This window comes from Natronospira sp., assembly GCF_007134575.1.
GTDB lineage: Bacteria > Pseudomonadota > Gammaproteobacteria > Natronospirales > Natronospiraceae > Natronospira > Natronospira elongata.
In genome coordinates this window covers 1-13,505 of sequence record NZ_SLKM01000282.1, presented here as the reverse complement: position 1 = coordinate 13,505, position 13,505 = coordinate 1, and the positions used below count along the sequence as shown (strand labels likewise).

General features: G+C 60.4%; 11 protein-coding genes. 7 read left to right on the top strand and 4 right to left on the bottom strand.

From position 1 onward, the window contains the following. Positions 1-109: 109 nt before the first annotated feature. The 3 genes from ACJWXQ_RS11380 (at position 110) to ACJWXQ_RS11370 (ending at position 4,361) form a co-directional block, all read left to right on the top strand. Complete coding sequence (locus ACJWXQ_RS11380) at positions 110-889, top strand: TonB family protein (RefSeq protein WP_346050635.1); 780 nt, start codon at positions 110-112, stop codon at positions 887-889. A gap of 167 nt (positions 890-1,056) precedes the next feature. Then, entirely contained in the window at positions 1,057-2,340 is a 1,284-nt protein-coding gene (locus ACJWXQ_RS11375) for an acetyl-CoA C-acetyltransferase (RefSeq protein ID WP_346050636.1), read from the top strand. Between the two features lie 278 nt (positions 2,341-2,618). Next, on the top strand, positions 2,619-4,361 hold the full coding sequence (locus tag ACJWXQ_RS11370; protein ID WP_346050637.1) for an amino acid carrier protein: 1,743 nt from the start codon (positions 2,619-2,621) through the stop codon (positions 4,359-4,361). 275 nt (positions 4,362-4,636) lie between these two features. On the opposite strand, the gene gyrB is transcribed toward ACJWXQ_RS11370, so the two are convergent. The 4 genes from gyrB to dnaA form a co-directional block, all read right to left on the bottom strand. Then, positions 4,637-7,072 carry a DNA topoisomerase (ATP-hydrolyzing) subunit B gene (gene gyrB / locus ACJWXQ_RS11365; protein WP_346050638.1) on the bottom strand — a complete coding sequence of 812 codons (2,436 nt, stop codon included), beginning with the start codon at positions 7,070-7,072 and terminating at the stop codon, positions 4,637-4,639. Positions 7,073-7,229: 157 nt separating this feature from the next. Further along, complete coding sequence (gene recF, locus ACJWXQ_RS11360; RefSeq protein WP_346050639.1) at positions 7,230-8,297, bottom strand: DNA replication/repair protein RecF; 1,068 nt, start codon at positions 8,295-8,297, stop codon at positions 7,230-7,232. A 21-nt stretch (positions 8,298-8,318) separates the two neighbouring features. Continuing rightward, positions 8,319-9,419 (bottom strand): DNA polymerase III subunit beta, encoded by a 1,101-nt coding sequence (gene dnaN, locus ACJWXQ_RS11355; RefSeq protein ID WP_346050640.1) that lies wholly within the window; start codon positions 9,417-9,419, stop codon positions 8,319-8,321. Between the two features lie 241 nt (positions 9,420-9,660). Beyond that, on the bottom strand, positions 9,661-10,998 hold the full coding sequence (gene dnaA / locus ACJWXQ_RS11350) for a chromosomal replication initiator protein DnaA (RefSeq protein WP_346050641.1): 1,338 nt from the start codon (positions 10,996-10,998) through the stop codon (positions 9,661-9,663). Positions 10,999-11,201: 203 nt separating this feature from the next. On the opposite strand from dnaA, the gene rpmH reads away from it, so the two are divergent. The 4 genes from rpmH to yidC form a co-directional block, all read left to right on the top strand. Then, positions 11,202-11,336, top strand: coding sequence for a 50S ribosomal protein L34 (rpmH, locus tag ACJWXQ_RS11345; RefSeq protein WP_253449863.1), 135 nt, complete (start codon positions 11,202-11,204; stop codon positions 11,334-11,336). A 16-nt stretch (positions 11,337-11,352) separates the two neighbouring features. Next, positions 11,353-11,727 (top strand): ribonuclease P protein component, encoded by a 375-nt coding sequence (rnpA, locus tag ACJWXQ_RS11340; RefSeq protein ID WP_406672841.1) that lies wholly within the window; start codon positions 11,353-11,355, stop codon positions 11,725-11,727. Then, positions 11,700-11,936, top strand: coding sequence for a membrane protein insertion efficiency factor YidD (gene yidD / locus ACJWXQ_RS11335; RefSeq protein WP_346050642.1), 237 nt, complete (start codon positions 11,700-11,702; stop codon positions 11,934-11,936). Before rnpA ends, yidD begins: the two co-directional genes overlap by 28 nt. Then, positions 11,881-13,505 (top strand): membrane protein insertase YidC (gene yidC, locus ACJWXQ_RS11330; RefSeq protein ID WP_406672836.1); only part of this gene is annotated, 1,625 nt, incomplete at its 3' end. The genes yidD and yidC, both read left to right, overlap by 56 nt.

Sequence of the window (13,505 nt, the reverse complement as noted above, 5' to 3'; positions counted from 1 at the left end):
GGGGACATCGGCTCACTCGATGACTTGCCTGGTGCGGCTTCCTGGCTGCCATCATGGCGAGGACGAGCGCCTGATTGTCCGGAAACGGAACTTCAAGGAGGGGGAAAGCATGTCTCGTTTGCTTACGACCATGTCCGTGTTGCTGTGTGCGCTGCTGTCCTGGCAGTGCAGTACAACGCCAACACCGATGATCTCGGAATCCCAGCGAGCATTGCCTCTGATCGAGGAGCCGGATGCCTTGTTCCAAGGTGTTGACCGGGGGGTGGTGCAGTATTCCAGCAATCACGGTGGCCTCGACGCGCCGAGCTATGTCGTCTTTGAAGCGGTCGTGGATGAGAACGGTCGTCTTCAAGCCTTTGAGGTTGTTGATTCGGATAATGCGGGCCGTTATATCCAGAGTGCTCGCGAGGTCTTCCGGCACTCCCGGTTCCAGTGGCGGGATGATGTGGAGCCGCGGACCGTGCGGATTCGCGACACCATTGGACTGGGTGCCTACCACGTCCTGCTACATGGTGGTCTGGATCCGCTGCAGGAATCTGATCGCGGTCGGGCCGCGAGTGAGGAGGACATTGCAGCACTGGTCCTGAGTCGCCATGTCATGCCCCAGATTCCCATGGCCGCCTATCGTCAGCCGGGCCCTGCGGAAGTGGAGGTCGCTTTCGTGGTGGACGAGGATGGAATGATTCGGCGCGGCTCGGTTCTAAACGCCGATCCCGAAGGGATCTTCGATGAGGCGGTCCAGGCCGCGCTCCGGCAGTGGCGCTTTGAATGGTCAGAGGATGCCGAGCCTCGTCCGGTGTTGCTGCGCCAGCGATTCGAGTTTGACGTCAATCTGGAACGGCAGACGGCCTTTCAGTCTCCGACCTATACCGCGACCCGGATTCGCTGAGTTGAGCCTGCGATGATTGTCCCGGGTCGCCCGTGAGGGACGGGCGGCCCGGGCCCCGCTGACCGCGCGTGGCCCTCGTTTCAAACAAGCGTTCGACTCAATGGCCTTGGCTGTGGCATCATCCGGGCATCATTACCTTTCCCTATCTGCCAGCCGGAGGTTGAGTCATGAGCGACAAGCCCATGCGTCGAGTCGCGATCCTGGGGGCGAACCGTATCCCCTTCTGTCGCGTTGGAACCCATTACGCCAGTGCCAGCAATCAGGAGATGGCCACGGCGGCCGTCCAGGGCCTGGTTGAGCGTTGTAGTCTCAAGGGCGTTCGCCTGGGCGACGTCAGTCTGGGCGCGGTCCTGAAGCACTCCCGGGACTGGAACCTGGCGCGTGAAACGGTTCTGGGCACGGACCTGGATCCGGAAACGCCCGGTTTCGACGTCACGCGGGCCTGCGGGACCAGCCTGGAAGCAGCCAACCTGATTGGGCTTAAGATTGCGGCCGGTCAGATCGAAGCGGGGATTGCCGCCGGTACCGACACCGCCAGCGATGTGCCGGTGACGGTCAGAGACGATTATCGCCGGATTCTGATGGAGATGCGCTTTGCCCGCAGCGGTGGACAGCGCCTGAAAGCGCTGCTCAAGCTGCGGCCCAGGCATCTGAAACCTGCCTTCCCGGGTGTGGGCGAGCCGCGCACCGGCAAGGGCATGGGTGAACATTGCGAGTTGATGGCCCAGGAATGGGGCCTGAGCCAGCGCGAGCAGGATGAGCTGGCGCTGGAAAGCCACCAGAAGGCGGCCAAGGCCTGGGAAGAAGGTTTCTTTGATGACCTGGTCACTCCCTTCCGCAATGCCGACCGGGACAATAACGTCCGCCCGGACAGCTCCTTGGAGAAGATGGCGACTCTGAAGCCGGCCTTCGATCGCAAGTCTGGCAAGGGAACGCTGACCGCGGCCAACTCGACACCCCTGACCGATGGGGCGGCGGCGGTTCTGTTGGCCTCCGAGGACTGGGCCAAGGAACAGGGGATGGAGCCAATGGCCTATCTCAAGGATGTGGAAGTGGCCGCACTGGATTTCGTCAAGGGTGAAGGGCTATTGATGGCGCCCGCCCTGGCCGTGCCCCGGCTGTTGGCGCGCAATGGTCTCAGCCTGCAGGATTTTGACTATTACGAGATCCACGAGGCATTCGCCGCCCAGACGCTTTGTACCCTCAAGGCCTGGGAATCGGCCGAGTTCTGCAAGGACAAGTTGGGTCTGGATCAGCCCCTGGGCGAGATCGACCGTAGCAAGCTCAACGTCAAGGGTGGCAGCGTCGCCCTGGGCCATCCTTTCGCAGCGACCGGGGCACGGGTGCTTGCCAGTGCCGCCAAGTTGCTGAAGGAAAAGGGCAGTGGCCGGGTGCTGCTGTCTGTGTGCACGGCGGGTGGTATGGGCGTGACGGCGATTGTGGAACGCTGATTCCGAGCGCCATCGTTGCAGTTGATAAGCCGGGCCAAGCGCCCGGCTTTTTTGTGCAATCGATTTTGCCGCGCGTCATGCTCACGATGATATTCATGGTGTTCGTAGCCCAAAACAAGTGCGGTTTGGGCCTGTTGTGTCTCCGCAACTTGCGAGGGCGGCCAGTTGTCGCCATCATGTTGCGCTGTCATGAATCGGCCCGTGCCTGTCCCGGGCCCTGTTGAAGTCAATCACGCGGGTGCCTGCGGGGCCCGCTCATCCGACCTGCGGGGGTCATAATGGAAACCTTCAATGCAGTCATGGCCAGCATCGGTGACGTGATGTGGCACGACTATGTGCTCTTCACGCTGCTGGCCACTGGTATTCTCTACACCGTCTGGAGTGGTTTTTCCCAGTATCGGGCACTGACACACGGCCCGGCCGTGCTCTCCGGTCGCTACGATGACCGCGACGAGAAAGGCGCACTCAGCCATTTCCAGGCACTCTCAGCCGTGCTTTCCGCCACAGTGGGTCTCGGCAATATTGCCGGTGTGGCACTGGCGGTCACGCTGGGCGGTCCTGGCGCGATCTTCTGGATGTGGGTCATCGGCATCGTCGGCATGGGCATCAAGCTCACCGAGGTGGTCCTGTCCATGCTCTACCGCAATATGGATGATCCGGACAATCCCCACGGCGGTCCCATGTGGGTGGTTTCCCGCGCAGTGGCCGACTGGAAGCCCAACTGGGCCTGGCTCGGTAAAACCATCGGCGCGCTGTTCTGTATCACCCTGCTGATTTCCACCACCACCGGCGGCAATATGTTCCAGGCCTTCAATGTGGCGGAAATCACCAATGCCCAGTTTGGTGTTCCCACCTGGATTACCGGCCTCATCCTGGCCACCCTGGTGGGCCTGGTAATCATCGGGGGCGTGAAACGGATCGGCGCGGTGGCCGCCAACCTGGTACCCATCATGGTGGTGGTTTACCTGATTTCCGGCTTCATCGTCCTGGGCATGAATTTCGTCGACATCCCCGGCTTGCTGCGGATGATCGTGGTTCACGCCTTCTCGCCCCACGAGGCCGTCAATGCCTTTATCGGGGGCAGTGTCGGCATGGCGGTGCTGATCGGCATGCAGCGGGCCTTCTTCTCTTCGGAGGCGGGTCAGGGCTCGGCGCCGATCGCCTACGCCGCTGCCCGAACCAAGGAACCGGTCCGCGAAGGCCTGGTGGGTGCCATGGGCCCATTCATCGATACCATCGTGGTCTGCACCATCACTGCCCTGGTCATCCTGTCCACGGGGATCTGGAATCGGGATGCTCAAATGCAGTTCGATCCCGAACCGGAGTTCGTGATGGTGGCCGCCGAGGGCGAGGCACCGCGCTGGAGCCTTGAGCCGATCAGGGTCCCCGAGATCCAGGGTGATGTGGAATTGCGGGGCGGCGAGGATGTGTTTGTGGTGGTCGAGGCCGATCACAGCGAGCGTCGCGGCAATAACCGCCACCGCCTGATGGGTGAGGTTGAAGAGCGTGACGGTGAGTTCTGGGTGAGCAGCTGGCGGAGCCTGGAGACCGACAGCCCACCCCAGCACACCGATGGCGGCCTGTATGTGAATTATCCCGGCGCCACGCTCACGGCCATGGCTTTTGACAGTGCAATTCCAGGGTACGGGTTCTGGATGGTGCTGTTGGCGGTCTGGCTGTTTGCCCTGTCGACCATGATTACCTGGAGCTATTACGGGGAGCAGGGCGTGGTCTTCCTGTTTGGCGAGCGTGCGGTAATGGCCTATCGCCTGATCTTCTGCGCCCTGATCGTGGTCGCCACCCTGGGCCTCATTCGCACCGATGAGGAACTCAATAACTTCACGGCCTTTGGTACCGGGGCGATGCTGTGGGTGAACGTGCCCATCATCCTCATCCTCGGCTGGAAGGCAATGAAGGCCTACAAGGAGTACATCGCTCGCCTGAAATCGGGCGAGATCAAGTATTCCGACAATCCGCCCAAGTTCCGGGAGATCATTCTCGGCAAGCGGGTTGACGACTGATCCAGCGTTTTGAGGTAATCAGAGGGAAAGGCCGCTCCGCCGGGGCGGCCTTTTTTTTTGCGCTGATGGGCCGGGCCGACGATCAGTGACGCGGGTGGAAAGGGGGGTCATTTTGACGCCGGCAGCACGCTGTCTTCGGTGGGCTTTCGGGGAAGGCTTGGGCCAAGCCAGGAAGACGCCCAACTTCGTATATTATTTTGTTTCACAGCGACTGCTCCAGGCATATAAAAAAAGCCGCCCCGGGGGGCGGCTTTGTCGCGACACAGGCGCCGGCGTCAGATATCCAGATTGGCCACATCCAGGGCGTGTTTCTCGATGAAATCGCGGCGCGGCTCGACATGGTCACCCATGAGCGTGGTGAAGATCTCATCGGCGGCCACCGCATCCTCGATCTGAACCTGGAGCATGCGACGATTGTTTTCGTCCATGGTGGTCTCCCAGAGCTGATCCGGGTTCATTTCCCCGAGACCCTTGTAGCGCTGGATCTGCTGACCGCGCTTGGACTCCTCCAGCAACCACTCGATGGCCTCGGAAAAGTCGCTGATCTCCCTGCGGCGTTCACCCCGGGCGACAAAGGCACCGGGCTCCAGCAGCCCCTGCATGCGTTCGCCCAGGTTGGCGATTGCCTGATAGTCGGCGGACTCGAAGAACTCAGGCTGGATGGTCTTCTCAGAAGTGATGCCGTGGTGAGTCCGCAGAACCCGAATAGCGCTGACCTCACCGCTATCGGCTTCATGGGCCAGTTCAATGCGGTAGCGGCTGCCCTCCTCACCCTGCTGAATAGCGGCCTCCAGCTGGCCCCGCCAGGTTTCCATCCAGGCAGCATCGCGGAATCTGTCGGGCGTGATGCTCGGCAGATAGACCAGTCGGCGGAGGACATTTTCATCGTAACGCCGGGCCCGTCGGTGGATCAGGGTGTGGACATCCATGTAGGCGCTGGCCAGTTCAGCGAGGGCTTCCTCACTGATCGCCGGCGCATCAGCGCTGACATGGAGCTCGGCCTTTTCCAGAGCCGTCCGCAGCAGATAGGCATCCAGCTCGGCGTCGTCCTTGAGATAGACCTCCTGCTTGCCACGCTTGATCTTGTAGAGCGGGGGTTGGGCGATGTAGACGTGACCGCGTTCAATCAATTCCGGCATCTGGCGGTAGAAGAAGGTCAGCAGCAGGGTACGAATATGGCTGCCGTCCACATCGGCATCGGTCATGATGATGATGCGGTGGTAGCGCAGCTTGTCCGGGTCAAACTCTTCCTTGCCGATGCCACAGCCCAAAGCGGTAATCAGTGTGCCGACCTCGACCGAGGACAGCATCTTGTCAAAACGGGCCTTTTCCACATTCAGGATCTTGCCCTTGAGAGGCAGAATGGCCTGGGTGCGGCGGTCGCGGCCCTGCTTGGCGGAACCGCCGGCCGAATCACCCTCAACAATGAAGATCTCCGAGCGGGAGGGGTCTCGCTCCTGACAATCCGCCAGCTTGCCCGGCAGGCCGGCCACATCCAGGGCCCCCTTGCGCCGGGTCATTTCTCGCGCCTTGCGCGCGGCCTCACGGGCCCGCGCCGCGTCAATGACCTTGCCGCATATGGCCTTGGCCTGTTGCGGGTACTCGAGCAGGAAATCATGAAGATGCTCGGCCATCAGGCTCTCGACCACCCCTTTGACATCGGAGGACACCAATTTGTCCTTGGTCTGGGAGGAGAACTTGGGATCAGGCAGTTTGACCGACAGCACGGCAGTCAGGCCTTCTCGGGCATCATCACCGGTGGTGCCCACCTTTTCCCGCTTGGCCAGGCCTTCCGAATCGATATAGCCGTTCAGTGTCCGGGTCAGGGCAGCGCGAAAACCGGCCAGATGGGTGCCACCATCCCGCTGAGGAATGGTATTGGTGAAGCAGAACACATTTTCCTGGAAGGAATCATTCCACTGCATGGCCAGCTCCACCGTGATGTCGTCACGCTCGGCGGTAAAATAGAAAACCTGGTCATGAAGGGGAGTCTTGTTCCGATTCAGGTGCTCGACAAAGGCCCTGATCCCGCCCTGGTACTCGAAGACATCTTCTTTTTCGCTGCGCTCGTCGCGCAAGACGATGCGCACCCCGCTGTTGAGGAAACTGAGTTCCCTTAGCCGTTTGGCGAGCAGGTCGTGGTGGAATTCGATATCGGTGAAGATCTCGGCGCTGGGTTTGAAGCGGATTTCGGTACCCGTGCGCTCGGTGGGACCGGCATCCGTCAGTTCAGCCAGGGGCTCCCCTTCCCGGTAGCTTTGCTCCCAGACCCGGCCGTCGCGATAAATGCGCAGGGAGAGGCTTTCCGATAGTGCGTTCACCACCGAAACGCCGACCCCATGCAACCCGCCGGAAACCTTGTAGGAGTTGTCGTCAAATTTACCGCCGGCATGCAGGACGGTCATGATTACCTCAGCGGCCGGCCGGCCTTCCGCTTCGTGCCAGTCCACGGGAATGCCGCGACCATCATCGCGGACGGTCACCGATTCATCGGCGTGGATCTCGACCACGATCTCGCTGCAGTGACCGGCAAGTGCCTCGTCGATGGAGTTGTCCACCACCTCGAACACCATGTGGTGCAGGCCGGTGCCATCGTCGGTGTCGCCGATGTACATCCCCGGCCGTTTGCGAACGGCTTCGAGGCCCTTGAGGACCTTGATATTACTGGAATCGTAAGTCTGAGCGTCTGCCATGAAAGTGACCTGGTGCATCAGCGGAATTCAAGGGTCCCAGTATACCAGTGTGGGGCCTTCGCGGCAGCTTCTGATGGGGGTTTCCAGGTGGACAAGGCAAGTAGCCGGCGGGGGCTTCTGTGATGGGGTGAAAAAAACAAAGGAATGGTTCCACGTGGAACCATCGATATAGCCACTACTGTCTGAGCCGGCCCTGTTCCACGTGGAACAACTGACTCTCGGCGGGAGCAAATGCCTGAAGACGGGAGCCCTCGATGCCGGTCACAAAGATCTGCCCGGTCAGCGAACCCAGGAGTTCGCCCAGGCGGCTCGCGTGGTCACGATCAAGCTCCGACGGCAGGTCATCCAAAAGAACAACCACCCCCCGATCCCTCACCGTCTCGAACAGCGCGGCTCCCGACAACAGCAACGCCGCCGCCAACATCTTCTGCTGCCCCCGAGAGACCCGCTCCCGCGCCGGTCGCCCCTCAACCGACACCACCAGCTCAGCCCGATGCGGCCCCGACAGCGTATGCCCCATCCGGCGATCCGCCTCTCGATTCCGCATCAGGGCCTCTGCCAGCGACAAGCCCTTGCGCCAACCCGGCTGATAATCCAGGCCGACCTCGGCAACATTCAGACCCGCACTCGCCATCACGGAGAACTGACCCGCGAGATTTCCGACCTGCTCCCGCCGATAGCGATCCAATGCCTCGCCGCTCTCCGCGACGGCCTGATCCCAGCTCGAAAGACTTCGGTCATCGACGCCCGTGCGCAATGCCCCATTGCGTTGCGCCACCGCCTGACGATACCGCCGCCAGATCGGAAGGAACGCCGGTTCCACGTGGAACAATCCCCAATCGAGAAACCGTCGACGATTCTCCGGTCCCCCTTCGATCATCACCTGGGCCCCGGTATCGACCGCCAGCACCGGAAACAAGCTGGCAATCTCCGCCATCCGACGAAGATCCTCTCCATCCAGGCGCCACCGCCCTTGCCCACGCCCTCTTCTCACCCCGAGACGATGGGCACGCTGCCCCTGGATGTCACCCACAAGATCAAAACAATCCGCGCCGCTTCGGACCATACGGTCCACCTGGGCCGTTCGGAAAGAGCGGCCGCGGCCCAGAAAAAAAATCGCCTCGAGCAAGCTCGTCTTGCCCGAGGCGTTCTCACCACTAATCAGATTCCAGCTATGTCCCGGGGACCAGTCCAAGGCCTCGAAACAGCGAAAATCCCTAAGCCGCAGCCGCTTCAGTGACATCGGGTCACGACACTCCGACCGTCACAGTCGCATCGGCATGACCACATACTTGCAATCCTCACGGCCCGGATCCCGAATCAAGCAGCTGTTGTTGGAATCAATCAAGTCCATCCGGACCGTCTCGCAGTCCAGGGCCGATAGGGCATCCAACAGGTAATTGACATTGAAGCCGATCTCCATGCCTTCCCCGTCAAAACCCACTTCGACTTCTTCTTCCGCTTCTTCCTGTTCCGGATTGTGAGCCTGAATCTTCAGCGCGTTGGGGACCAATTCCAGTCTCACCCCGCGATACTTTTCATTCGACAGGATCGACGCCCGCTGAAGCGATTCCCGCAGCCGAAGTCGGTCTGCCTCAACCACTTTCTCCCCGGTCCGCGGAATAACCCGCTCGTAGTCGGGAAAGCGACCATCGATAAGCTTGGACGTAAACTGCAGCCCTTCCACCCGGACTTGCAGATGGTTGGCGCCCAGTGCCACTTCCACGGGCGTGTCCTCATCGGACAGCAGTTTCTGCAATTCCAGTACCCCTTTCCGCGGCACGATCACCTGATGGGTGCCGACATCCGACAGGGTGACTTCGCGTTCGCACAGGGCGAGGCGGTGGCCATCGGTCGCCACTGCCCGCAGCCGATTGTCACTGACTTCAAGCAGGAGCCCATTGAGGTAATACCGCACATCCTGCTGTGCCATGGAGAACTGGGTGTTCTCCACCAACTCCCGCAACATGGCCTGAGGGATTTCGAAGCGGCGCTGGACCTGGATATCTTCCACCACCGGGAACTCCGCCGCCGGCAACGTCGACAGGGTAAAGCGGCTTTTCCCGGAGCGCAGTGTCATCCGCTCACCCTTGAGCTCCGCCACAATCTCTGCCCCTTCCGGAAGCGCCTTGCAGATATCGAGCAGCTTGCGACCCGGCACGGTAACCTCGCCGCCGCTCTCCACACGCCCCTCACCGGACGCGACCATCTCCACTTCAAGGTCAGTACCGGTGAAGGTCAAGCGGTCTCCTTCCGCGGCGATCTGAATATTGGCCAACACCGGCATCGTCTGCCGTCTTTCCACGACCCCGCTGACGGCCTGGACTGGCTTGAGCAATTGATCGCGATTCAGTTCGAATTTCATGGCTCCACCCTGTTTTGTCCACCGTGATGATAATTAATTATTTAAGTGAATAAATAAACCTGTTGTTGTTACTAGCGAACCACAACTCTGTGGACTGAATTATTTTTCCTTTTTATTTCAATCTCTTGCCGTCCATATCCACGCAATTCCACCGTTGTATAGAGTCGGCACAGAGCGGGGACAGGCTGTGGATAAAATGGGATGAATCTCGGAACCCCGTTTTATCCACAGCCTACCCACACTAACTCGTCAATGTTCTCAACAGGTTTTGATAGTCGTCGTTGATCCGCGCATCACTCTCCCGCAGCTCCTTTACCTTGCGGCAGGCATGCAGGACCGTGGTGTGATCACGGCCGCCGAATTCTTCACCAATTTCCGGAAGGCTATGGTTGGTCAGCTCCTTCGACAGCGCCATGGCAACCTGGCGCGGCCGGGTGATGGACCGACTCCGCCGTTTCCCCAGCAAATCCTTGATGCCCATCTTGTAATAATTGGCCACGGTTTTCTGGATATTGTCGATGGTCACCAGTTTTTCGTGCAGCGCCAGCAAATCCCGCAGGGCCTCTTTCGTGAAATCCAGGGTAATGGGCTGGCCGGTGAAACGACTGTTGGCAATCACCCGCCGCAAGGCGCCTTCCAGCTCTCGAACATTCGAGCGGATTCGCTGGGCAATGAAGAAGGCAACCTCATCCGGCAGATCGACGCCGTCCTGGGCCGCCTTTCGAAACAGGATCGCCACGCTGGTTTCCAGCTCCGGCGGCTCGATCGCCACCGTAAGCCCCCAGCCAAAGCGGCTCTTGAGCCGTTCTTCCAGGCCGTTGACTTCCTTGGGATAGCGGTCACAGGTGAGAATCACTTGCTGCTGGCCTTCCAGCAAGGCATTGAAAGTATGAAAAAACTCTTCCTGGGATCGTTCCTTGCCGGCAAAAAACTGGATATCGTCGATCATCAGGGCGTCAAGGCCACGATAGAGCCGCTTAAAGTCGTTGATCGTGTTGTGCTGGAGTGCCTTGACCATGTCGCCGACGAAGCGCTCCGAATGGACATAGGCAATCCGGGCGCGCGGATTCTGCTCCAGCAGACGATTGCCCACCGCATGCATCAGATGGGTCTTGCCCAACCCCACCCCGCCATAGATGAACAGCGGGTTATAGGCCTGGCCGGGGTTCTCCGCCACCTGACGGGCGGCGGCGCGAGCGAGCTGATTCGACTTGCCCTCGACAAAATTTTCAAAGGTGTGATCCGCCACCAGCCTGCTGCCGATCACTACTTCCGCTGCCTTCGGTCGCTGATCCGAGCTCTCTTCCGCTTTCTGCCGTCGCGGCCGAACGCCGGCGCTTCCGACTTCAAGGTTCACCTGTGGGGCCTGGCTGTCCCCGCTCAGCTCACCGACCGCATCCTCGATCAGGGTCAGGAACTGGTCACGAACCCAGTCCCGGACAAAGCGATTGGGCGCCAGCAGGCGCAGTCTGTGCCGCGATTCAACCACCTGCAGCGGTCTGATCCAGGTGTTCAGTTCCTGTTCGCTGAGGTCTCGACCCAGGCGGTCCAGACAGCGTTGCCAAAGCGAGTCGCTCACCGAATACTCCAATGCGAATGTCGGGGGAATGCAGGGCTCGGCCAGCACGGCCGGAAATCCCGCAGTCTATACTTCTCGCAGCCTGTTATCCACAGCCTCTCAGGGTTGACCGGAAACGCTGAAATGGGTATATTTCGCGGCTTACCTTTTGCGTCCCTGGAGCCACCGCTTACCGGGGCCCGGCAACACACGGATCAAGCGTCATGAAGAGAACCTTCCAGCCCAGCAACCTGCGCCGCAAGCGCACTCACGGTTTTCGTGCCCGCATGGCCACCAAGGGCGGGCGGAAAGTGCTCAAGGCCCGGCGTGCCAAGGGCCGTGCCCGACTGACCCCGTAAGCCCGCTTTGGCGCACGTGCAGGCCGCGGCGGCGTACCCGCCTGATGCGCGTCTGACCAAGGCAGAGGATTTTCGGCGGGTCTTCCGCCAGGGAAAGCGGTCGAAAGACCGCTTTTTCACGATATTGGCTTGCGCCAATGGTTTGCCGCAAGCCCGCCTGGGAATGGCCATCTCCCGCCGGAATGCCGGCTCGGCTGTTGAGCGAAACCGGCTCAAGCGCTTGGCCCGAGAAAGCTTTCGGCACCGGCAGTCAACATTGGCCGGATTTGATCTGGTGGTGATGAGCCGGCCGGAGGCCAGCCGGGCCGATAACCGAACGCTCTTTGAGAGCCTGGATCGTCACTGGCAGCGGCTGATGAAGCGATGCGATTCTTCCTCCTCTTCCTCGTAAAGGCCTATCGGCTGTTGATCAGCCCCTTGTTCGGCCAATGCTGCCGTTTTCACCCCAGTTGTTCCGAGTATGCAATGGAGGCGCTCCAGACCCACGGCGCCCTCCGTGGTGCCTGGCTGAGCCTGCGCCGTGTTCTGCGCTGCCACCCTTTTAATGAAGGTGGTTTCGACCCCGTTCCTGGAAGTTGTAAACATCATCATCATGGATAATCAGCGTTTCTTCCTCATCCTCGCCCTGGTGGCCCTCTCCTTCTGGACCTGGATGGAGTGGAACCAGTATTTCGCCGAACCGCACGCCGACGCCCCGGAAGCGGCCGAGGAACTCACCCTGGATGAGTCCCTGGACGACGATGCCGTACCCCGGCCCGACGATGAACCCGACGCTCCGCGTCCGGATGATGATCCAGCCGACGCGCCGACCCTGGAGACCGTCCCCGAGCGCCCCGGCGGTGAAGAGATCACCCTCGAAACCCCGCGCCTCCGTGCTGCCATCCAGACCATTGGTGGTGAGCTCAGCCGATTGGACCTGCTGGATTATCGTGAGGACCTGGATCGTGACGACCCGATCCGCCTGCTGGACAATCGTCCTGACCGCCTGTTCGTGGTGCAACCGGGTCTGATCGCTGCCGGCGACTCCACCAGCATTCCCCGTCGAATCGAGTTCACCCACGAGGAAACCTGGGCCATCAACAGCGACCGTGAGCGGGTCGATGAAACCGAAAGCGACGGTCGTGCCGTTCGCCTGGTCTGGGAGGGCGAAGACGGCCTGCATCTGACCCGCACCTTCTACTTTCTTCCCAACAGCTATCAGGTCAAGCTGGAGCAGCGTCTCGAGAACCGTGGCGAGAACGACTGGCGGGGTGGCAGTTATCTGCAGATCGAACGGACCGATCCCGATATTTCCCGCTCCATGTTCAATCCCTCGACCTTCTCCCACAATGGGCCGGCCTATCACGACAGCGAGCGCTATGAGCGCCTGAGCTTCTCCGATCTCGCCGATCAGGACCTGCGTCTGGATGTGCAAGGTGGTTGGGCGGCGATGGTGGAACATTATTTCGTCGCCGCCATGATTCCCTCCAGTCCCGATCAGGGCGTCCGCTATTACACTCGTCATCGAGGTCAGGATCGCTATCTCATTGGCATGGCGGACCAGCGTGCCCGCAATCTCCAGGCCGGGGACGCGGTCGTTTTCGAACAGACCCTTTATCTCGGCCCCAAAATCCAGAGTGAGCTGCGCCCCGCTGCCCCGAACCTTGAACGGGTCGTTGACTACGGCATCATGTGGATCATCTCCCAGCCGCTGTTCATTGCCCTTAACTGGATTCACAAGGTGGTGGGCAACTGGGGTTGGGCCATCATCCTGCTCACCTTCCTGATCAAGCTGGCATTCTACAAGCTGTCCGAGACCAGCGGTCGCTCCATCGCCCGGATGCGCAAGCTGCAACCGAGACTGCAGACCATTCGCGAACGCTATGCGGATGACAAGCAAAAGATGAACCAGGCCATGATGGAGCTCTACAAGCGGGAGAAAGTCAATCCCGCTGCCGGTTGTCTACCCATCCTGATTCAGATTCCGGTCTTCATCGCCCTGTACTGGGTGCTGCTGGAATCCGCCGAGCTGCGTCACGCGCCCTGGATGTTGTGGATCCAGGATCTGTCATCACCGGATCCCTATTTCATCCTGCCGGTGATCATGGGTGCGTCCATGTTCTTCCAGCAGAAACTGAATCCGCCGCCGCCGGATCCGATGATGCAGAAGATGCTGATGTTCATGCCGCT

What these genes read in the sequence shown, in the direction of transcription:
- ACJWXQ_RS11370 (WP_346050637.1), top strand. Translation starts at nt 2,619, where the DNA reads ATGGAAACCTTCAATGCAGTCATGGCCAGCATCGGTGACGTGATGTGG.
- ACJWXQ_RS11380 (WP_346050635.1), top strand. Translation starts at nt 110, where the DNA reads ATGTCTCGTTTGCTTACGACCATGTCCGTGTTGCTGTGTGCGCTGCTG.
- yidD (WP_346050642.1), top strand. Translation starts at nt 11,700, where the DNA reads ATGCGATTCTTCCTCCTCTTCCTCGTAAAGGCCTATCGGCTGTTGATC.
- dnaN (WP_346050640.1), bottom strand. Translation starts at nt 9,419, where the DNA reads ATGAAATTCGAACTGAATCGCGATCAATTGCTCAAGCCAGTCCAGGCC.
- gyrB (WP_346050638.1), bottom strand. Translation starts at nt 7,072, where the DNA reads ATGCACCAGGTCACTTTCATGGCAGACGCTCAGACTTACGATTCCAGT.
- ACJWXQ_RS11375 (WP_346050636.1), top strand. Translation starts at nt 1,057, where the DNA reads ATGAGCGACAAGCCCATGCGTCGAGTCGCGATCCTGGGGGCGAACCGT.
- rpmH (WP_253449863.1), top strand. Translation starts at nt 11,202, where the DNA reads ATGAAGAGAACCTTCCAGCCCAGCAACCTGCGCCGCAAGCGCACTCAC.
- recF (WP_346050639.1), bottom strand. Translation starts at nt 8,297, where the DNA reads ATGTCACTGAAGCGGCTGCGGCTTAGGGATTTTCGCTGTTTCGAGGCC.